The following is a 20,050-nucleotide window of genomic DNA, read 5'->3' on the forward strand; positions in this document are numbered from 1 at the left end:
AGTTATTTACCGCGGTAATCACGCGCCTAACTTAACCACTTCCCTAAAGAACCTCTCATAGCCCATAGATTCAATCATCTTAACAACCTCCTCACCACCGACATGAACCACGGAGCCCCTAGCCATTACTATTACCCTGGTTGGCTTAACATAGTGCAATATCTCCGCGTGGTGTGTCGTGACGAGTATTGCCGTGCCCTCCTTGGCAAGCCTCGCTATTGACCTACCTATTATGGCAATGCCATCAACATCAAGGCCCGAGTCAGGCTCGTCGAGCATAGCCACCTTGGGCTTGTACATGAGGAGTTGAAGCATCTCAGCCCTCTTAGACTCACCGCCGCTGAAACCTGCATGAACACCCCTCGATAGGTGCTCAGACTTTAAACCAAGCTCAGCAGTTAACTTTGTCATCTCGGCAACGATCTGTGGCTGTGGTGGGTCCGTTATTCGCTTACCAGCCTTCTTATTGAGCATTGCCGTTATTAGTGTTGAGAGTCTAACCTCAGGGACTGGAGTTGGACTTTGTAGGGCGAGTAGTATTCCCTTCTGAACCCTCTCCTCAGGGTATAGCTTCAGTATTGATTCACCATCAAGCCTAATATCGCCACTAACCACGTTATACTTGGGGTGGCCGGCAATTGTTAGGAAGAGCGTGGTTTTTCCACTGCCGTTTGGGCCCATTATGGCTACGACCTCGCCAGACTCAACGGTTAGGTTAACGTTGTTTAGTATCCTCTTACCATCAACCTCAACGCTTAGGTTAATTACCTCAAGCCTTGTCATTATTGGTCACGTAGCTCTTGTGACACTGATTAAAAAACTTTTCGGCAGTGTCTATGTGGGCTTATCATTAGAAAGCTTAATAACAATTAAGTAAGTATTCTAAAGAATAGCATGAGTAGGGACGGCATTAGGCTCGAGGTTGCGAAGACCGAGGAGTACTCAAGCATATTGGGCCGTGCAAAACCAATTAAGTGGGAGGTGGAGATTAGGGGCAGGATCACGAGGGATGTCATTGAGGAAATAAGCAAAATTAGGAATGAGCCTGATTGGATGAGGAGGCTTAGGCTTAGGGCTCTGGAAATGTTCGAGAAACAGCCCTGGCCAAATTGGCTACCGCTTGAGGGTAATATTGACCTCGAGTCCTTGGTCCTTTACGCTAAGCCAAGTGTGGAGAGGGCTAGGTCATGGGATGAATTACCCAGGGAATTAAGGGAGTATTATGAGACATTGAGAATACCCGAGCTCGAGGCGAAGGTGCTAGCTGGGGTTATTGGGCAGGTAGATGGTGGTGTTGTTTATGAAAATACTAAGAAGGATCTTGAGAAGGCCGGCATTATTGCAATGAGCATGGATGAGGCCGTTAAGAAATACCCGGACATTGTTAAGCAGTACTTCGCTAGGGTATTCCCGCCGGAGTATAAGTTCGCGTCATTGAACATAGCCCTTTGGGGTGGTGGCGTTTTTGTTTACGTACGCCTGGTGTCCATGTTAAGATGCCCATTGAATTAGTAATCCTGATAAGCAGTGCTGGTGTTGGTCAGTTTGAGCATTCATTAATCGTTGTCGGTGAGAATGCCAATGCCGAGTTCATAGTTGCCTGCGCAGCGCCCGTCTTCACGGGGCTTAGTCTGCACGATGGGATGACCGAGGCCTACGTACATAGAGGCGCCAGGGTTAGGCTTGTTGACCTGAAGAATTGGAGCAAGGACGTTATTTACTTCGGCAATAACAGGGCCATTATCGAGGAAAACGCAAGCGTTGATTGGTTGAGCGGTTCCCTGGGTGGTAAGGTTACGATAGTATACCCAATGAGCGTCCTCAAGGGCATTAACTCGAGAACCACTGTGACAAGCGTGGCCCTAGCCAACGGGCCAACGTGGAAGGAGGAGGGTGCCAAGGTCTTCCACAGTGCACCGCACACATATAGTAAGGTCGTGAGTAAGGGTGTGAGCCTTAATGGCGGTACGTCAGTGTATAGGGGCCTTGTTTATGTTAGGGAGGGTGCTAGGTATGCCAAGTCATCCGTAAGTTGTGAGTCACTCATCCTTGATGATAAGTCAAAGGCATACACAATACCGCACGAGCAGGTCTTTGAGGATACTGCCACGGTCACCCACGAGGCCTATACGGGTAGGATTGGTGAGGATAAATTATTCTACCTACGTAGCAGAGGTTTAAGCGAGGAGGAGGCGCGCAGTTTAATAGTCCTTGGTTACTTCCACGATATAATGGTTAACCTACCCGTTGAGTACGTGTCCATATTCAATAGGGCGATCGAGCTGGAGCTCTCGAGGATGGGCGGTGTTGGGTAGTTCATTATAAGTTATTGCCGGGGACTGGTTTTTAAATAGCCACAGTAGGGAAGCTCGGTGACACTGATGAGCAGCAATTCGGCAGAGTCATTGAAGACCGTTATTGAGAAAAGCTCTGTTGAGGAATTGCTCGGTCCGGAGATGGAGTTCGTCCCCTGGGAGGCTGTGATTAAGGTAGGATTACGAAGGACATGGTTGAGGAATTGAGTAGGATTAAGGGCGAACCGGACTGGATGAGGAGGCTTAGGCTTAGGCTCTGGAAATGTTCGAGAAGCTGCCCGAGCTAAGTGGTTGCCGATTAAGGAGGAGATTGACCTTGAGTCCCTAGTCCTCTATGCAAAGCCTAGCGTCGAAAGAGCTAAGTCCTGGGATGACGTGCCCAAGGAGATTAGGAGGTACTACGAGGCCTTGGGAATGCCCGAACTAGAGGCTAAGGTTTTAGCTGGATTACTTGGCCAGTTTGATTCGGAGGTTGTTTACCTACACGTTAAGAAGTATCTTGAGGAGAAGGGCGCCATTGTGACCACGATGGATGAGGCCGTTAAGAAATACCCGGACATTGTTAAGCAGTACTTCGCTAGGGTATTCCCACCGGGCGAGCACAAGTTCGCCGCATTACACGTTGCGTTGTGGAGTGGTGGTACATTCGTTTATGTGCCGCCAGGTGTTAAGCTTGACATGCCGATCGAGTCTTTCTTCCTAATAGGTAGCTCTGGCGAGGGTCAGTTCGAGCACTCATTGATAATTGCTGACGAGGGTGCAAGTGTTGAGTGGCTTGAGGGCTGCGCAGCCCCTGTGTATAAGGGGTTTAGCTTCCACGATGGTATGGTTGAGGGTTACGCAGCTAGGAATGCGCACTTGAGGATTGACACAATACAGAATTGGAGTAGGAACATAATAAACTTCAATAATAAGAGGGCCGTAGCCATGGAGAACGCGACTGTCGAGTGGATGGAGGGTAGCCTGGGCAGTAAGGTTAGCTATACATACCCAAGTACCGTGCTTAAGGGTGAGGGTGCGAGGACGAGCATAATAGGTGTCACAATAGCCAACGGTCCGTTCTGGAAGGAGAATGGGGCCAAGGCATACCATGACGCGCCAAGGACATCAAGCAAGATTGTGAATAAGAGCGTGAGCATTAATGGAGGAACTGTGGTCTACAGGGGTCTTGTTTATGTTAGGGAGGGTGCTAGGTATGCCAAGTCCTTCGTGTCCTGCGATTCGTTGATACTGGACGATAAGTCAAGGGCCTACACAATACCTCATGACCAAGTCTTTGAGGAGACGGCAACCGTGACGCATGAAGCATACACGGGCAGGATCAGTGAGGACAAACTGTTTTACCTGCGTAGTAGGGGCTTCGATGAGGCACCGCCAGGAGCCTAGTGGTTCTCGGCTTCATACAGGACATAACCGTTAGGCTGCCCACGGAGTATGCAATGACCCTGAACAGGGTCATCGAGCTCGAATTCAGCAAGTTATCTAAGGTAGGATGATTTAAAAGGGAGAGCCATAAACTGGGTGATCACTAATGGGTAAGTGGCTTGATGAGTTAAGGCTAAGGGCGAGGGAGCTGGCCCAGAAAATACCTTACCAACAAATCAGGGATTCACCCTCAGTCAAGTATTACACTGACTGGACAGTCTTTGATCACTGCGCCGACCCAAGCCCCGAGGACCTAACCAAGCCACAGCCACTGGAGATTCCCTACGAATTAAACGTCGCGTCAATAAACGGTAGCGTGAGTATTACGAAGGTGCCAAGTGGCGTTACTGCCATGAATATTAACGAGTTTGGTGAGGAATTTGGTAAATTACTATTCAAATCAATAGATATTTCCGAATCCAAGGCCTTGGCGAGGCACGTAGCAACTTAGTCACTGGAGTATACGTGGAGGTTAATGACGTCTTAAGGGAGCCTCTTAGGATTGGGGTTGCATCCTCATTATCAAGGCAAGTACTACTGCCAACTCACTACACGGTACTCATTAATGATGGGGTCAACGCCTCATTAAGCATATTCATGCTCGGCGCTGGCGGTTGCCCATCAACCACCGTGGAGATTTACCTGGGCAGGAACTCGAGGTTGAACCTACTAATCACGGGTGTTCATGAGCAAGTGCCGGCGTACACCCTAATCAAGGTGATTGCCGCTGATGAGTCATCGGTAACAGCGAGGACCCTAATCATGGGAGGCTCCATGAACCACCATAGAGAGGACTACCTAATGCAGGGAGTGAGGAGTAGCCTAAATCATCTAGGGCTTGAGGTTGGTTATGGAACATCAAGGATTGATTACCAGGTAAATGCAATACACACTGGTGAGTACGGCACGAGCTACTCAAGGGTCCTCGGCATAGCCAGGGACAAGTCCTTCATAATACATAGGGCCCTGGGCAGGATAATCGAGACGGCCAGGTGGAGTGACACGAGTGTTGAGGGTAAGGTCTTCGTAATGAATGAGGGGGCCCACGCAGCATCCGTGCCCATAATAATGGTTGATACTGGCGACGTGAATGGCGCGAGACACAGCGCGGCAGATGCATCGCCAGATGAGGACCAGGTTAATTACCTGAGACTCAGGGGTATAAGTAAGGATGAGGTCACCGACTTAATCATACATGAGGTCGTCTCCCAATTCATTGACTCACTACCAAGTGAGTTCACGCGCGATGCGGAGGTCATAAGGTCATTGGCAATGAGTAAGGTACTGGTGAAGTAGTAATTTATTTACGCACAGCTCAATGCACGCAAACCCAAACCTCTCAGCCTCCTCCAACGTAACCACCTGTGGATCCTCGTAATAATCGCCAACACCTCTCGATAATACCGCAACAGCCTTATCACTCACGGAGAAGCCGAGCGACTCAAGCACGTCCTTAACCTCACCCACTGTGTAGAAGTGAGCCACCGAGTAGAACCTATGACCTCTCCTGCCCAACTCCACGTAGTACTTACCGTACTCGCTATTTCTAGGCACGATGCAGGTGATTAACTTACCACCTGGCTTAAGTATCCTAAGGGTCTCGGCAAGGGTCTTCCTTGGGTCGTCTAGGAAGCATATGGTCACTATTATGACTGCGTAATCAAATGACGAATCCCTAAGAGGCATGGACTCTCCAACACCAACCATAACATCGACACCCCTATCCCTGGCTAACTCAGCCATTGCCAGGGCAGGCTCAAGACCAATCGGTATGCCTAACCTACCCGCGAAGAAGCCACTACCAACACCAACCTCAATCCCGAGACCCCTAGGTATGAGCATTGACACGGCCTTAACCTCAGACTCCGCCGTGTCTGTGTGCTTTACGTACCAATTGTCATAATCCCTGGCATACCTGTTAAATATTGGTATTGACGACATAATGATCATCCATAAGTGTCGAGGGTTATCTCCGCAATGTCATAGCTATACTCGGAAACCCTCCTAATACTCTCCACAATCATCATCAACCTGCCACCAATATCAACGTGAAGCCCACTACCGTATATCGACTTAATAACATCAAGGCTCTTGCTCCTCATTACCACCCTCCTGTCCAGAACCTCCATCGCATCATTGATGTCGCCGTTTATGAAGGCCATTACGGCTCCCTAAGTATGTCCGTGGAATTGAGCCCAAGCTCAACAATACTATCCACTATCGGGAGCTCACCAAGCTTACAACACATCCTACTTGCCTCACCAATTATCTGGGCAATCCTCCAGGCGTGATCACCAGCCCTCTCTATTGATTTGGAGACCATTAGGGAATTAACCAACTCCCTGGAATTGCCTGCGCCGAGTTTCGACAGAACTGACTGATCCGTGATCCCCATCATGACCAACCTCTCAATGAGTAGGTAAAGCCTATCAACCTCGTTATCCCTATCAATTATGTCCTCCGGCTCAACCACGGATCCGCGTAGCATGTCGAGTGAGTCCTTAAGCATGCCGAGGACGGTGAGCACCATCCTATTTAACAACCTCTTAATTGGCACCTCAGGTGTTGGCGTGACGAACCTAAAAACCACGTAGTCACTACCCTCCTCAATGACCTCAGCCCCAGAAATCCTCTCCCTAACCATGTCCTTAACCACGCCCTTAATACCCGTATACCCATTAAACCTGACCCTAACCTCATCAACACCCCTAAGGTACTGGGTTATCAACTTCCTAAGCACGTAGTCAGGGTTATCCCTATCAACATCAACCACATTACTAATGCCAGAATCACGCATGGAGCGGCCCAACGGCACAACGGCCACGTGGTCGCCCATGAACCTAAGTAATACGTAGGAGCCAACATCAATACCCAACGCCGAAACCCACTTCTTAGGGATAGTAATGGCTATTGAAGACCTACCCGAAGCCACGACCTTCCTAATCTCCTCCTCAACCACATGACGTAGACGCAAGGCATTAATTAATCTTCTCCCATTAACTACCAGGGCAATGCTAAGGGTACTAATAACGGGCCCACCAGGCGTGGGGAAAACCACACTCATCAAGCGATTAATAGAGCACGCCAGGTCATTGGGCGTGGGGGTCTACGGATTCATAACCACGGAGGTCAGGGAGGGAGGCTCAAGAATCGGGTTTAGAATCGTTGATGTAAACAGCGGCAGGGAGGCATGGCTGGCTCACGTAAGTCTATTCAGGGGCGGTCCAATGGTTGGTAGGTACAACGTTAATCTGAGGGCCATGGAGGAAATTGGTATACCATCCATTAAGGCGGCAACTCCCGGCTCTTTGGCGGTCATTGACGAGATCGGCAAAATGGAGCTTCTACATGGCGAGTTTCTTAAGGCGCTTGAGGAGGTGGTTGATAGGGTTCATTTCCTGGGTACTATATACATGGCCTACAAAACCAATAAGCCCGTGGCCTCCTTCGTTAGTAGGCATGGGTTTAAAGTCATTGAATTAACTAGGTTTAATAGGGATCAGGTGCTCAATGAATTAATTAGGGAGTTGGATAGGGAGGTCAAGCCAAGTAGATAATCATGCATCCTGGATGGAGGGTTAGATTGTTGAGGCGCCTTGACATTGTTTTAGTAATATTCGAGTTTGTCCTAAGCGTGGTATTCCTCTTAATATCCTATGTCGTGAAGAGTCAATACCTTAGGGGTGTTGGTGTTGGGTTGATGATTGCCTGGGCAACGGGCGTAATAGCATACGCAGTAAAGGCCAGTGTATCTAGTGATGACTGAGGTTAAATGCCGTACTCACGGACTAACCTGGCCATGTACCCATCAACGACCTCGTAAATGCCGTGTTCAACCTCCCTAACCATGTACATGTTAACCAGGGCCTTTAGGGCCGTGGTGAATGTCTTATCATCGATAGAGCGGCCCATTAGGGATTCGGCGAGTCTCTTAATTTCGACCCACCTAGCCCTGCCCAACGTGGCCAAGGCCCTATAGGTGACTGCCTCGTACTTACTCAACTTACTTAACTCGTCCTTAATGACCTCCCTGGCAATACCCTCTAGGGTCTCCATGGCTCTCACGTGGTCCATGCTGCTCGACCTGAGGCTCCCGTAGTAGGTTAACCACCCAACAATGCCGTCAAACTTGCTCACGGCATCCTCAATCTCGCATCACTAATGCCAATACCGCAGTTCCTGGAGCCGAGTCGTAGGAACTCCATGGACTGCTCCCTGATGAACGGCTTTAGCTCAAACCTAATCAGGGGCCTACCCAGGGACTCTGGGCTCCTCATTATTAACCGCGTGGTGCCCACTAATGAGCCGCTGAAGATGAACCTAACACTGGACTCGTTATAAGCCACTGAGAGTAGTGCGGGGAGTCTCGGGCTTATTATGTTCTGGACCTCGTCAATACCGATGATCACGTCGCCCAACTCCTTAATTAAGCGCTCAATGGTGGCCGCTGGCTTTCTCTCAATATCTAATTGAAGCACCGCCAGGTTGAGCCTGACTCTAATGTTCAGTCTCCTAACCTCATCAACGAGCCTAAGGCCAAGGCCTCTGAGCCCCATTGCCGTGGATGCGTCAATGTAAATGCCACCAAGTTCATTAATCACGACCCTCATTACCGTGGTCTTACCAACCCTCCTAGGGCCAAGGATCACAGGCCAGAAGCCATTATTCAATAATCGCTCAAGCTCATTAATGACGTCATCCCTCCCAAACACAAAGTCCCTACTGGCCTTGGGTCTCGTGTCGAAGAAGCCGCAGTAAACTGGTGGCATACCAGTAACTGGTGGGGCACCAGTGCCTATTAAACCCTACGTTGGGAATACCACCATTAATGGGTGGCTTGAGGCGTTGGGACTGCTAGCCTATCTCCCTAATAACGTCGATTGGCTCCACGTTTATTGAGCCCCTACTGGCCATGGACCTTAACGCCCAGTAATATGCAGGTAATTGATAGGCCACGTATCTACCGATCCAGGGCTCCCTGGGCAGTTGCGATATGGATTGGCCTGAGATCTCAATCAACACGTTAGACCTATACGCGGCATTACCGGCGTTGATTATGCCCTCCACTGCGTCTGGCTCAGCACTAACCCTCCTTAGGCTATGTATGAATTGTTCCTCGTCCTCGTAAGCCCTTCCATGGCCGATCAACTGCCTAATTAAGCCATTAACCAATCCATTAATCACCTCAGCCCCGAGCCACTTACTGACGTCCCAGGAATAAACAATTGCTAACGCGGTCAATGCCCTCAGGTTACCACCGAGTAATTTCCACAGTAACTCATGATCCACGGGGGTGTTGGGCGGCACCTTAGTCATTAATTCATTAACTACGTCTATGAATGATTCCCTGGGCAGGTTCCATAGCAAGTATTGAGTGAGTAATCCCTTGCCCCTCAATTTCCCTGTGACCTTAACCGCCGCTTGGTCGCTCATTGAGAATACCACAACCACATGCCTAGCCCCTGACCTACTGTATAACTCATCCCTGAAGTTCTCGAAGAGACCTGCGTAGCTGGCTACCACGCCCTCAAGGCCGCCGTAATCATTACCAACCCCAGCCCTATTCACAAGCGTTGCATAGGCCTTATCAACCTCGTCATGGATTATGAAGACCCACTTATTGCTTAAGTCCATACTGAACTCGGTCACTAATTTGTTTAGTAGGTCATAAATCCCGGAGATGCTGGCGATACCACTCCCAACAGCTATCGAGTCAATGAGCTCCATTAATGCGTTTAACACCCTGGACCTCCTATCCGTGGTTAGATAGGGCGCCGTTAACTCAACACTATACTTCTCATAATTAATGTATAGGTAGAACACGTCCTCAACACTCACGTTGGTCTCGCCAATCCTAATGGTAGCATTCGGTTCAGTCTCCCTAAGGTGATTAATTGACCTGCCCAGGATGTTCAATAGCGTGGATTTGCCGCAACCCAGTGGTCCATAGATGATCCTGACACCATCAAACCTAAAGGCCCTGAGAAGTTCACTAGCCTCACCCTCCCTATCCCTAAACCCAACCCTGATTGGGTTACCCGCAATTACGCCGAAGTCTACGTCCATGGACCTCATGGCGTCTATCAGGCTAGTGACCATGTATTAACTCCAAATTTGCAGAGCTGTATCCCCTTATTAACCGTTAATCACTGACCAGGGTGCTATGGGCGCAGGTACTTCCTAATGGCGTACTCCATTACTGGGTCGGCCACCCTATAGGTATCTCCCTGCTTCTCCAGTATGCCCATCTTAACCAGGTGCGTCAGTAAATCAGTGAAGTTGTGACTATCCACCGTGATCCCCTCCTCAGCTTCAACAGCCCTCTTAATCTCCGACCACCTCCTCAGCCCCTCAGCAACAAACCTAAGAATGGCCCTATACCTAGCCTCGGCCCTGGACTTGGTTATGAATGACCTCAACTCCTCAACCTCCTGCCTAGCAGCCGTGTCAATTATTGAGTCCAGGTCCCTATTACCATGGACATAATTCCAACCAAACAGCGTCAACCACCCAATTATCCCATCAAGCCTATTCACTGCCGACCTGAGCACCCCATCATCGACGTGAATGCCATACTGCTCAAAACCCCTCCTCAGGAAGTCCATGGACTCCTCCTCACTCAACCTCCTAAGCCTAACCTCAACCACGGCCCTACCGTATAGTGGCGACTTTGGGTCGTCAAGCCTCAGCGTATCATACACCATGCCCACCTGGGAGCCCGTTAGTATGGCCACGATACTGCCCAGGTTATCATAGATGTAAGCAAGGAGCATGGGTATGTTAAGGCCCAGGGCCCTCAACTCCTGAACCTCATCAATCGCCAGGACGACCTTCTCACCCAACCCCTCCGCAATCCTGTTCACCGCATCCAGCAATGCCGTCAACACGGTCCTGCCCCTACGCCAGGATATTGATACGCTAAGTGGGGACGTGCCTATGGAGACTCCATCAATGTTACGCAACACGTCTAATAACCTATCCCTAATGCCAGACCTACGCCTTAGGAATTCCGTCAACGCCTGCGAGAGTTCGTTCATGAACCCCCTAATGTTCATCCTACCCTCATTAACCACAATCCTCCTAGCGTCAATCAGTATGTGCGGTATACCATAACCATTCAGGAAACTCCTCAATAGACTCGACTTGCCCATCCTCCTAAGGCCCAGTATTAATGCCATCCTACCATCCCTGTAACAAGTCATTAACCGATCAATCTCATCCCTAAAGTCATAAAGCTCCTCGAGTCTCTCCTTGGGCTTTAGGTCGAAGAGCACTGGTACCACCACCAGTTACTGGTGGTACTACCAGTTAATAATTTCTTTGTTTCCGTGTTTAATTATTTGTTTAAATGAATTAGCCTGTATTTCTCATGTTTTAATGGGTTAGGTTTAAATATTGTTTAAAACGAACCCCTTTGTGGGTAGGTTGAGGGTTTTACTCGTATCGGACCTGCATGGTTCAAGCGTGGCCTTTGGTAAGTTGTCCAATGCCATTAAGTTCTATAAGGCGGATGTGGTGGTCTTCGCAGGCGACCTCACTGGTAAGGCCCTTGTGCCATTGTTAGGGAGGATGGTTCCTTCAGCCTTGGTTCTGGCGTTAGTAAGTATGTGGTTAATGTCTTTGGCGATGTTAAGGCAGTGGGTGATAAGGACCTTGATAAGGTAATTAAGGAATTGAGGAGTAGGGGCTACTACCCATTCATCATTGACAGGACTGGTTATGAGGAGCTAGCCAACAATAGGGATAGGGTTAGGGAGACGTTCGTGAAGCTCATGATTAACGCGCTCGAGGAGGACCTGGGCAAGGTGGTCAATAGGTATAGGGAGACTGGGGTTAAGCTGCTCGTAATGCCCGGCAATGATGATTACCCAGAGGTTGCGGATTACGTGAAGAAGCAAGCCTCAGACGTGCTGGTGCCAATTGATGAGGACGTGGTTGAATTCAACGGTTACTACTTCCTTGGCTTTGGCTACTCAACGCCAACGCCCTGGAACACGCCCAGGGAGGTTAGTGAGGAGGAGCTTAGGGCTAGGGTTGAGAAGTTGATTAGGGAGGTTGACCAGTCAAGACTTAATAGGCTTATCATGGTGATTCACGACCCACCATACAACACACTCATTGATCAGGCATATCAATTGACCAAGGACTTTAAGCCCGTGGTCAGGGGTGGTGAGGTCCTTAGGACCCACGTGGGTAGTAAGTCGGTTAGGGCGTTGATTGAGGAGTACTCACCGTTAATGGGGCTTCATGGGCATATACACGAGGCGCCTGGCGTTGATTACGTCAGGAGTAATAATGGCGTTAGGGTTCCCGTGATTAATGCGGGTAGTGAGTACTCTGAGGGTGTGCTCAGGATGGCTTACTTAATCATTGAGGATAGTAAGTTGAAGAATTACTTCCTAGTTAGGGGCTAGGTAGGATTTTTAAATAAAGCAATCGAGGGTTAACCAACGTGGAGGTTAACCTGGAATCACTCATTAAGGACCTAGCCACCAGGGCTGGCTCACTCATTAGGTCTAAGGCCAATGACATTGGCTATAGGCAAATAATGAAGAGGGGCGCGACAGACGTTTCCAGGAGGATTGACCTGGAGGCTGAGGACGTGATTATTAGGGGCGTTGAGGAGGAGGGGTTGAGGGCTGTGATTATCACGGAGGAGAGGGGGGTCGTTAAGGTCGGTGATGGCGATCCTGAGCATGCATTCGTGGTTGATCCACTAGATGGCTCACTGAACTTTGTGCTTGGGATACCATTCTACTCAGTATCGATTGCCGCTGGTAAGTATAGCGGTATCCTCAGGTTCGGCGATCTAACCGACGGCGTTATTTACTACGTAGCCAAGGACGCCATTTACTACGGTGGTTCGGGAGGCGTTGATTTTAAGGGCGACGACCTGGGCGACCTTAGTGAGGATATTGATAGGCCAGTAGTGTCGCTTTACCTGGAGCCTGACGCCAATGAGGGGTTGCTGAAGGGGCTTAGGGCTGTCTATGATAGGTTTGGTAGGTTTAAGATTAGGAGCCTTGGCGCGGCGAGCCTTGAGATGGTCATGGCATCCATGGGCAGGTTCCTGGCCTTCATGGACCTTAGGAATAGGCTTAGGATATTTGATATAGCCGGCGCCTACGTGGTTGCCAGGGCCATGAAGGTCAGCACGTATACGCTGAGTGGTGGTGAGTTGGGTAGTGAGTTGGTGAGTGGTGATAGGAGGTTTAGCGTGGTCGTTAGTAGGAATGCCGAATTCGTCAGGGGCTTCCTTGAGTCGTTGGGAGTTAGGTGAAAGTTTTGCTGTTCTAATTAGTTAGTGTGTTAGGAGGGGTTAAATAGGCGTTTACTTAGCGTGAAGTTGATGAGGATTAGACTAAACCTTGACTGTCCAAGGTGTGGTGGTGCGTTGTTCATGGAGGAGGATAGTAAGAACGTCAGTGTTTACTGCATTAGGTGTGGTCTCAGAGTTAGTTGGAAGCTACGTGATGCGGCCAGGAGGGCGCTTAGGAACATTGATGGTTCATTAATATTTGATTGGAACTCAGTAATTGATGAGCTCTATCTCGAATTAGCGATTAATCATTAAATGTGTAATACCTATTCATGGGCTAGAAAGATTAATTTAAGCCAATTTCGAAACTCACCGTAGAATCAGTCGGTGATTAATTTTGACTGAGGAGTTAACGCCGCAGTTGAGTAGGAGGTTGAAGGAATGGTTACTGGAGTTAGCCGGTAAACTTAATTGGAGGGTTGATAAGGTCCTGGACTCGTATAAGCTGGCACAGCGCTCGGAGATAATTGACGTTAGGGATGATGGTAAGGCGATAGGTGGCGTTAGGCTTAAGGTACCATCGGAGACCAGGGATAACACGTATTACTACGTGTCCGTTGGCCCATACGGCGCAAAATGCACCTGTGAGGCCTCGGTAATTAGGGGCGAGGTCTGTAAGCACATTGTGGCGGGGCTCATAATGTGGAACATGCTGAGCATCATTAAGTATGGTAGGTGGCTTGAGCTTAATGAATTACCGTGGCTAAGGCAGGGTCGGGATACTGATGATACTAACGATTAAAGTTTGTCATTTAATGAGTGTAAACTTCCCACAGCATATGACCACGCATTAATGATTGTTATTCACAACAAGAATGTGGAGGATATGCCTACGGCATCATTAGATATATGTAAAAGATATCCTTTAAAAAGTACCTTATTAGGATATATTGATTGAAATATGACCTGAAAGAAGTACATACTATTTGCAGCAATACCCTCAATCACAGTACTACTTACTCATTACGCACTATCCATGAGCATGTACGTGCCAGCTACTCAATCATCGACGGCAACACCGCCACCACCATCATACCTTTTCATAAACATCACGGCACCCAGCTATGCCAACTGGGTCATATACGCAAATGCGTCCAATGGTTGGTACGCATATTACCAGGGAAGCGGTTTCCAAGTCTTCGGGCCCGCCTATGTTGGTGAGCCAGGTACCACTGTGACATTTAACGTCACATCACTATCAGGTTGTGAGTACCCATTAATCACATATGAACCATCAAGTAATATAACGCTGTCTGAGGGTGCCAATTATGAGTACATAACCATTGAGTGCGTTCCACATATCAACGCCACGATAAACGTAACCAGCGGTGGAGGCGTTATAGCGATACTTAGTACGCCGGGCTTTGCAACAAGCCAATCATTAATCATTAATGGACCAACAACACAATCATTACTGGTGCCGATGAATACCACGTTATTCATAATCGCGTGGCCAATCTATGGGTACACTCTCGAGGGTATTTACGTTAATGGCACGGCCATAAACTATACGGAGACACCCTACGACTCATTCCACGCCGAGGTGCCGCTATCATCAAACCTGGCGATAACCATTCAATTCGAAGCATGGCCAGTGGTTAAATCAATCTCCTAAATACCTATTTTACTTAAAATCTTATTAACGCCATTAACCACCAGCAATATGTCCTCCTTAGCCTCATCATCATTCCTATACTGGCTCAACAAGCCCTCCCTGTCAGGCCCATTATACTGATACTGATGTAGGTAAAGCGCTATTGCAGTTAGGTAATGAATGTCATCGCTGATCATCGCAGATAACCCAAGCATGTGGTTCGTGGGCATTACGGCTATTAACCAATCAACCCTATCGAGGGTTTTACCACCCCTGAGCTTCACCGTACCCATATACTTCTGAGCCAACCTATCCCTATGATCCACGGCTAGGGCAGCCAACAACGCCTTAACCGCCTGGAACGCCTTGCCAGCCGCGTTCCTGTAAAGCCCAGTCTCGAGGAACTTAAGCGCCAACTCTGCCTCGTACTTAGCCTCGAGGAGCCTAGCCCTCTTGTAGCCCTCCAGGTCGAACCAGGGCTTAGGTAGTTCCTGCATCCTAACTCACCATAATATGGTTTAAGGCTGTAATAAGTCTTCTGCATCTCTGGAGAATTAATTTTATAGCTCCTCACCGAGAACTCCATTGTGGAGCGTTTAAGGGACTTAATGGCGGTTTATGACACCATTTCGAGGATTTACGCGGAAACTAGGGAGGAGGGGTTGTTGGCTAGGAAATTACTTAATGACATTGGGGACTTAATCCGTGGGTCGAGTCCATCAGTAGTGCTTGACGTGGGTGCCGGGGTTGGCGGTAACCTGAGGGTTACCAAGTCATTTCTAGGCAGGGCTTTTTACATTGGTTGTGACTTGAGTCTTGGTATGATAAGGGCGTCGCACGAGCCAATTGACTGGATTAATTGCTCAGCAACGTACGTGCCAATGAGGCGTGGATTCGTAGACCTCGTGATCTCAATAGCCACGCTACACCACATACCCAAGTCCCTAATAGGTGATGCACTACGCGACATATACGAAGTATTAAAGTCGGGAGGCCTATTCGTGGCAACCGTGTGGGGTTGTAATGAGGCCACGGTCAGGAGGTTGAGACCAATTAATGATTGTGAGGGCTTCATTACCTGGAGTCACGGCCTTAATAGGGATATTCCCAGGTACTACAGGCTTTATAGGGAGGGTGAGTTGGAGGGTGAGGTCTCCAGCGTGGGCTTTACCATCATTAGGAGTGGAATTATTAGGATTGGTAGCTTTATTAATTACTACTTAGTCTCACGTAAATAGGTATATAGTCAATATATGGGCAATACTTTATTTCATTTAGTTAATAGCTTAGAATGACATGAGTTCTCAATATTATGATTACCAATTAACGCTGGATAAGTTAATACGTAAGGCAGCCCTAGTGTACCCAGACACCGAGATTGTTTATGCACCACCCAACGGACCAATAATAAGGTCAAACTATGCCAATGAGTGGGATAGAATACAGAGGCTTGGTTCAGTTCTCGAGGAGTTGGGCGTAAGGCCTGGCGAGCTGGTAAGTTCGGTAGTAAGGTTGCGGTCCTTGATTGGAACACCATTAGGCACTACGAGCTTTACTTTGGAGTGCCCATGTATGGTGCCGTACTGCATACGGTAAATGTGTTGCTGGCTCCCGAGGACATAATATACACGCTACTCCAGGCCCAGGACGAGGTACTTTTCATAAATGAGGACTTCATACCCCTCGCAAGGGTTGCGGTATCCCTCGTGAAGACGATTAAGAAAGTCGTGATAATGAGCGATAAGGTCGAGCATGGTGAGGTTAGCTTTGATGGGGCTGAGGTTTATTGGTATGAGGACTTAATGAAGGAGCAAGGCCCTACAACTTCCAGGAGCTTAGTGAGAATACCGTGGCCACGATGATGTTCACATCAGGAACAACAGGGAGGCCCAAGGGCACGTACTTCACGCATAGGCAGTTGGTGCTCCACGCCATGTCCGTTGCCCTGTCAATAACTACGCCACCAATAAACGCCAATATCTATGACGTGGCAATGCCCCTGGTGCCCATGTTCACGTGCATGCCTGGGGACTGCCGTACATAGCGACGCTCACCGGCATTAAGCAGGTCTATCCAGGGAGATTCGAGTGGGGCTGGGTCCTTAAGTTGATCAATGATGAGGGTGTGACAATAGCTAATGGCGTACCCACAATACTATACAACCTACTATACCACCCAGACTCGCCCAAGTACGACCTAAGCAAGCTGAAGTTCATAGTCGGCGGCTCGGCGCTACCCAGGGGCTTACTCAAGGAGGCTAGGAGGAGGGGCATACACGTGTTCAGGGCTTTGGCTTAACAGAGACCGCGCCAGTCATCCTATTGTCAATGGAGAAGCCCAAGATGAAAGATTGGCCAGAAGACAAAAAGAGGAACCTGATCCTTAGTGCCGGTTTGCCAATACCACTTGTGGACATAAAGGTTGTTGATGAGCAGGGCAGGGAAGTGCCTAGGGATGGTAAGACAATGGGTGAATTAGTGGTTAGGGCTCCCTGGATAACTAGGGAGTACTTGAATGATCCTGAAAAGACGAAGAATGCATGGCGTGATGGTTGGTTCCACACTGATGACATAGCGGTTTGGGATAGCGAGGGCTATGTATGGATTATGGATAGGGCTAAGGACGTTATCAAGAGTGGTGGTGAGTGGATATCGAGCACAAGGCTTGAGGACTTAATAAGCACACACCCAGCAGTTTACGAAGTAGCAGTAATCGGAGCTCCGCATTCGAAGTGGGGTGAGAGGCCCGTGGCAATTGTTGTGCCCAAGCCTGGCCAGAGGGTTACGGAAGACGACATCAAGAAATACCTAATGGGCTTGGTTAATGAGGGTAAAATGCCTAAGTGGTGGATACCAGACAAGGTAATAATTGTTGAGTCTGAATTGCCAAAGACGAGCACTGGCAAGGTGGATAAGAAGGTGCTTAGGGAGAGGTTTCAAATAACCCTTGGCCCTTAATCCCTTGAAAATGTGAGTTAAAAATATAGTCAAGATAATCAGGGTTGTGAGTTGTGATGGAGGTCTTCGTAATAAGAGGTATGTCGAATAGTTACTTAACGAGTGATGGCGTGCTAATAGATGCTGGTGTGAAGGCAAGTGATGTGATGAGAATCGCCAGAGAACACGGCATTGATGTTAAGTACCTATTCATAACGCATTACCACGTTGACCACATTAGGTATGCCCATGATATTGTTAAGGCATTTAACTGTAAGGTAGTTGCATCAATACCTGACTCCGGCGTGGTTGAGGGTAGGGAGAAACCGAGGTCCGCTGGAGCTCTTCAATCACTCATTTTCGCAATCATGAGGGTTAAGCCCGTGAGTGTGGATGTTAAGGTCAATGATGGTGACATAATTGGGGGTTACAGAGCAGTATATGCGCCAGGACATACGCCGGGTAGCACCGCCTATTACAAGGATGGCTTATTATTCACTGGGGACGCGGTTGTTGAGCATGGTGGTAAACCGGCATTGCCGCCGAGGAGTTTCACGCTTGACATGGATGAAGCGGTAAGGAGTTTCAATAAGTTACTTAGCCTGAAACCCAGGGTTATTTATCCCGGGCATGGTAACCCAATAACCCTAGGTACTTAGGTATTCATTTATTTTGAAGCCGTGGTACTTAAACAATTCGATGGCGTTATTCATCATTATCATCTCCTTATCAACACCACCAACCTCATTACTACCCTCAACGCACTTAATATCGCCAATCAAGTCCCTGAACCTCCTATACGGATAACCACTGCCGAATAAGACCCTGTCAGGGCCCAGGGTATTCAATATGGGCTTTGCCGATTCATCATTGAACAGGTAGCAATTGATTCCGGGGGTGCTCAGGTACGTATTGTCATACCTCCTCATAACCCTGAGGACCTCCCTAACCCATAGGCTAAACCTCTCGGGTGGTGTACCAAGCCCGCTTATCACCATGTAGGGCCTATACTCATCAAGGACCTCCACGAGGTTTTTAGGCATTACATGCGTTATTATTCTCTCATCAACATCCCTGGGCATCCCAAGGTGCATTATGATGAGCACGTTATTCTTCTCCGCATACTCCATTAACTGCTTGAAGGCTGGGCTTGTGGCTGGGTTAAAGAATTGGAGCGTTGGCGAGACAAAGACACCCCTTAGGCCCAGGTGCTCCAGCTCCTTGATCTTCTGCTTAACATACTTACTGCCGAAGCTTGGTTAATGCTTGAGAATGGGATGAAGAAGTCACTCATCCCCTCCTTGAAGATCTCATACCAAAGCTTCATATTATCAAACATATACTCAGGCCACTTACTAATCAAGTCATAGACCTCCCTAACCACGGACTTAACATCAACATACATACCCAAGTCCCTAGCCAACCTATACAAGCCATTAAGCGTTAGGCTGAGTGTTGGGTCGACATCGATTGGGTAGAGCGTTGATGCGACGGCACCGGCATTATGAAGTTTATCCCTCAATTTTTTTGAGCTCCACAGCCGGATGTACGTGAAAATCAACGAAGTAATACTCTGCCATTAATAGAAATAAAAATACTTGCCTATTTTTAAATAATGCGTCATATTTTAACTTATAAACACCGAGTAAATATTAGACGAATGCCGTTTTTATATACATATAGTGACTAATAACCAACAAACCTGGGTCTCCTCTTCTCAAGAAATGCAGAGACGCCCTCCACAAAGTCCTGCGTGTTACCCAACTCACCCTGTAACTTAGCCTCCGTGGCCAGGAATTGATCAAGATCCTTAAACAAGGCCTCATTAATCAGTCTCTTACCGTATGAATAAGCCTTAAACGGCCCCTGAACCACCTCATTAGCAAGCTTAATAGCCTCACCCAATGGGTCATCAACAACCTTAACGAGGCCCATGGCCTCGGCCTCCTCAGCGGTAAACTCACCACCAATGAGCAAGTACCTAAGCGCCTTGGCGCCGGCCAACCTAGCATCATGAGTGTCAAACCGGTATCCGGCATTAGGCCGATGTTTTGGAAGGCCATTACGAACCTGGCATTCCTCGAGGCGAAGGCAAAGTCGCATGCTAGGGCTATACTAATACCCGCGCCTGCCGCCACGTCATTAACTGCCGCAATGAATATCTTATCACTAAACCTTATCTCCCTCAGGATTAAGTGGAAGGAGTTCCTGAGTTCATCCTCGAGATTAATTGCACCAGGGCCGCTTGGTTTAATGGATATGTCGGCACCGGCCGAAAAGGCCCTACCTGCGCCAGTTATTATGCCGACCCTCTTACTTGGGTCATTATTGAACCTACGTAGGGCATCCAACAACTCAGCTTAACTCTGGGCTTAATGCATTGAGCCTCTCTGGTCTATTGAGTGTGAATATTGTTATGGGTCCCCTATCATCAATAAGTACGTACTTATACATTCAACAC

General features: G+C 48.5%; 24 protein-coding genes and 4 pseudogenes. 15 read left to right on the forward strand and 13 right to left on the reverse strand.

Annotated features, from left to right (window positions below; all coding sequences use genetic code 11):
- Positions 1–18: 18 nt before the first annotated feature.
- Positions 19–783 carry a Fe-S cluster assembly ATPase SufC gene (gene sufC, locus JCM14467_RS03860; RefSeq protein ID WP_054849231.1) on the reverse strand — a complete coding sequence of 255 codons (765 nt, stop codon included), beginning with the start codon at positions 781–783 and terminating at the stop codon, positions 19–21.
- Positions 784–894: 111 nt separating this feature from the next.
- On the opposite strand from sufC, the pseudogene sufB (JCM14467_RS03865) reads away from it, so the two are divergent.
- The 4 genes and pseudogenes from sufB (JCM14467_RS03865) (at position 895) to JCM14467_RS03875 (ending at position 5,036) form a co-directional block, all read left to right on the forward strand.
- A pseudogene (sufB, locus tag JCM14467_RS03865) lies at positions 895–2,315 on the forward strand (Fe-S cluster assembly protein SufB).
- A gap of 66 nt (positions 2,316–2,381) precedes the next feature.
- A pseudogene (gene sufB, locus JCM14467_RS03870) lies at positions 2,382–3,811 on the forward strand (Fe-S cluster assembly protein SufB).
- A gap of 35 nt (positions 3,812–3,846) precedes the next feature.
- Complete coding sequence (locus JCM14467_RS15565) at positions 3,847–4,191, forward strand: hypothetical protein (protein ID WP_252900638.1); 345 nt, start codon at positions 3,847–3,849, stop codon at positions 4,189–4,191.
- 14 nt (positions 4,192–4,205) lie between these two features.
- Positions 4,206–5,036 (forward strand): SufD family Fe-S cluster assembly protein, encoded by an 831-nt coding sequence (locus JCM14467_RS03875; protein ID WP_252900639.1) that lies wholly within the window; start codon positions 4,206–4,208, stop codon positions 5,034–5,036.
- On the opposite strand, the gene JCM14467_RS03880 is transcribed toward JCM14467_RS03875, so the two are convergent.
- From JCM14467_RS03880 to JCM14467_RS03890, 3 genes are read right to left on the reverse strand one after another with little or no spacing between them, the layout of a single operon-like run.
- On the reverse strand, positions 5,004–5,690 hold the full coding sequence (locus JCM14467_RS03880; protein WP_054849232.1) for a class I SAM-dependent methyltransferase: 687 nt from the start codon (positions 5,688–5,690) through the stop codon (positions 5,004–5,006). The genes JCM14467_RS03875 and JCM14467_RS03880 overlap by 33 nt on opposite strands.
- Positions 5,687–5,902 (reverse strand): hypothetical protein, encoded by a 216-nt coding sequence (locus tag JCM14467_RS03885; RefSeq protein ID WP_054849233.1) that lies wholly within the window; start codon positions 5,900–5,902, stop codon positions 5,687–5,689. The genes JCM14467_RS03880 and JCM14467_RS03885 overlap by 4 nt, the downstream gene beginning before the upstream one ends.
- A complete protein-coding gene (locus JCM14467_RS03890) occupies positions 5,902–6,699 on the reverse strand; it encodes a phosphate signaling complex PhoU family protein (protein ID WP_054849234.1) in 798 nt (265 codons plus the stop codon). Before JCM14467_RS03890 ends, JCM14467_RS03885 begins: the two co-directional genes overlap by 1 nt.
- A 22-nt stretch (positions 6,700–6,721) precedes the next feature.
- On the opposite strand from JCM14467_RS03890, the gene JCM14467_RS03895 reads away from it, so the two are divergent.
- Both JCM14467_RS03895 and JCM14467_RS03900 read left to right on the forward strand, forming a co-directional pair.
- Positions 6,722–7,297 carry an NTPase gene (locus tag JCM14467_RS03895; RefSeq protein WP_256359207.1) on the forward strand — a complete coding sequence of 192 codons (576 nt, stop codon included), beginning with the start codon at positions 6,722–6,724 and terminating at the stop codon, positions 7,295–7,297.
- A gap of 2 nt (positions 7,298–7,299) precedes the next feature.
- Positions 7,300–7,506, forward strand: coding sequence for a hypothetical protein (locus JCM14467_RS03900; protein ID WP_054849236.1), 207 nt, complete (start codon positions 7,300–7,302; stop codon positions 7,504–7,506).
- 2 nt (positions 7,507–7,508) lie between these two features.
- On the opposite strand, the gene JCM14467_RS15570 is transcribed toward JCM14467_RS03900, so the two are convergent.
- The 4 genes from JCM14467_RS15570 to JCM14467_RS03915 all read right to left on the reverse strand — a co-directional run bounded on the left by JCM14467_RS15570 (position 7,509) and on the right by JCM14467_RS03915 (position 11,026).
- On the reverse strand, positions 7,509–7,877 hold the full coding sequence (locus tag JCM14467_RS15570) for a hypothetical protein (RefSeq protein WP_252900640.1): 369 nt from the start codon (positions 7,875–7,877) through the stop codon (positions 7,509–7,511).
- Positions 7,874–8,509, reverse strand: coding sequence for an AAA family ATPase (locus JCM14467_RS15575; RefSeq protein ID WP_252900641.1), 636 nt, complete (start codon positions 8,507–8,509; stop codon positions 7,874–7,876). Before JCM14467_RS15575 ends, JCM14467_RS15570 begins: the two co-directional genes overlap by 4 nt.
- Before the next feature lie 85 nt (positions 8,510–8,594).
- Positions 8,595–9,839 (reverse strand): ATP-binding protein, encoded by a 1,245-nt coding sequence (locus tag JCM14467_RS03910; RefSeq protein ID WP_054849237.1) that lies wholly within the window; start codon positions 9,837–9,839, stop codon positions 8,595–8,597.
- Positions 9,840–9,901: 62 nt separating this feature from the next.
- Complete coding sequence (locus JCM14467_RS03915; RefSeq protein WP_054849238.1) at positions 9,902–11,026, reverse strand: AAA family ATPase; 1,125 nt, start codon at positions 11,024–11,026, stop codon at positions 9,902–9,904.
- A 130-nt stretch (positions 11,027–11,156) separates the two neighbouring features.
- On the opposite strand from JCM14467_RS03915, the gene JCM14467_RS15580 reads away from it, so the two are divergent.
- The 6 genes from JCM14467_RS15580 to JCM14467_RS03940 all read left to right on the forward strand — a co-directional run bounded on the left by JCM14467_RS15580 (position 11,157) and on the right by JCM14467_RS03940 (position 14,674).
- On the forward strand, positions 11,157–11,405 hold the full coding sequence (locus tag JCM14467_RS15580) for a metallophosphoesterase (protein ID WP_252900642.1): 249 nt from the start codon (positions 11,157–11,159) through the stop codon (positions 11,403–11,405).
- Positions 11,348–12,154, forward strand: a complete 807-nt coding sequence (locus JCM14467_RS03920) for a metallophosphoesterase family protein (RefSeq protein WP_252900643.1) — start codon at positions 11,348–11,350, stop codon at positions 12,152–12,154. The genes JCM14467_RS15580 and JCM14467_RS03920 overlap by 58 nt, the downstream gene beginning before the upstream one ends.
- 38 nt (positions 12,155–12,192) lie before the next feature.
- On the forward strand, positions 12,193–13,020 hold the full coding sequence (locus JCM14467_RS03925) for an inositol monophosphatase family protein (RefSeq protein ID WP_054849239.1): 828 nt from the start codon (positions 12,193–12,195) through the stop codon (positions 13,018–13,020).
- 69 nt (positions 13,021–13,089) lie between these two features.
- The gene (locus JCM14467_RS03930; RefSeq protein ID WP_054849240.1) at positions 13,090–13,314 is read left to right on the forward strand and encodes a hypothetical protein; all 225 of its coding nucleotides are present in this window, start codon (positions 13,090–13,092) and stop codon (positions 13,312–13,314) included.
- An 82-nt stretch (positions 13,315–13,396) separates the two neighbouring features.
- Positions 13,397–13,801: an SWIM zinc finger family protein gene (locus JCM14467_RS03935; protein WP_054849241.1), complete on the forward strand. Its 405-nt coding sequence runs from the start codon at positions 13,397–13,399 to the stop codon at positions 13,799–13,801.
- A 234-nt stretch (positions 13,802–14,035) separates the two neighbouring features.
- A complete protein-coding gene (locus JCM14467_RS03940) occupies positions 14,036–14,674 on the forward strand; it encodes a hypothetical protein (protein WP_252900644.1) in 639 nt (212 codons plus the stop codon).
- Here JCM14467_RS03940 and JCM14467_RS03945 read toward each other — a convergent pair.
- Positions 14,671–15,150, reverse strand: coding sequence for a PaREP1 family protein (locus JCM14467_RS03945; protein WP_054849243.1), 480 nt, complete (start codon positions 15,148–15,150; stop codon positions 14,671–14,673). The two genes, JCM14467_RS03940 and JCM14467_RS03945, sit on opposite strands and share 4 nt — an antisense overlap.
- A 90-nt stretch (positions 15,151–15,240) precedes the next feature.
- On the opposite strand from JCM14467_RS03945, the gene JCM14467_RS03950 reads away from it, so the two are divergent.
- The 3 genes and pseudogenes from JCM14467_RS03950 (at position 15,241) to JCM14467_RS03960 (ending at position 18,248) form a co-directional block, all read left to right on the forward strand.
- Positions 15,241–15,891, forward strand: coding sequence for a class I SAM-dependent methyltransferase (locus JCM14467_RS03950; RefSeq protein WP_054849244.1), 651 nt, complete (start codon positions 15,241–15,243; stop codon positions 15,889–15,891).
- 58 nt (positions 15,892–15,949) lie between these two features.
- Positions 15,950–17,610: pseudogene (locus JCM14467_RS20365) on the forward strand (long-chain fatty acid--CoA ligase).
- A gap of 56 nt (positions 17,611–17,666) precedes the next feature.
- Positions 17,667–18,248 (forward strand): MBL fold metallo-hydrolase, encoded by a 582-nt coding sequence (locus JCM14467_RS03960; protein ID WP_054849245.1) that lies wholly within the window; start codon positions 17,667–17,669, stop codon positions 18,246–18,248.
- On the opposite strand, the gene JCM14467_RS15585 is transcribed toward JCM14467_RS03960, so the two are convergent.
- From JCM14467_RS15585 to JCM14467_RS15600, 4 genes and pseudogenes are all read right to left on the reverse strand, one after another.
- Positions 18,237–18,815, reverse strand: a complete 579-nt coding sequence (locus JCM14467_RS15585) for an amidohydrolase family protein (RefSeq protein WP_342765466.1) — start codon at positions 18,813–18,815, stop codon at positions 18,237–18,239. The genes JCM14467_RS03960 and JCM14467_RS15585 overlap by 12 nt on opposite strands.
- Positions 18,788–19,111, reverse strand: a complete 324-nt coding sequence (locus JCM14467_RS15590) for a hypothetical protein (protein WP_252900645.1) — start codon at positions 19,109–19,111, stop codon at positions 18,788–18,790. Before JCM14467_RS15590 ends, JCM14467_RS15585 begins: the two co-directional genes overlap by 28 nt.
- Positions 19,112–19,275: 164 nt before the next feature.
- A complete protein-coding gene (locus JCM14467_RS15595; protein WP_252900646.1) occupies positions 19,276–19,593 on the reverse strand; it encodes an enoyl-CoA hydratase-related protein in 318 nt (105 codons plus the stop codon).
- Positions 19,594–19,655: 62 nt separating this feature from the next.
- A pseudogene (locus tag JCM14467_RS15600) lies at positions 19,656–19,943 on the reverse strand (enoyl-CoA hydratase-related protein); the annotation flags it as partial.
- Between the last annotated feature and the right edge of the window lie 107 nt (positions 19,944–20,050).

It is taken from the genome of Vulcanisaeta sp. JCM 14467, assembly GCF_001316245.1.
Classification (GTDB): Archaea; Thermoproteota; Thermoprotei; order Thermoproteales; family Thermocladiaceae; genus Vulcanisaeta.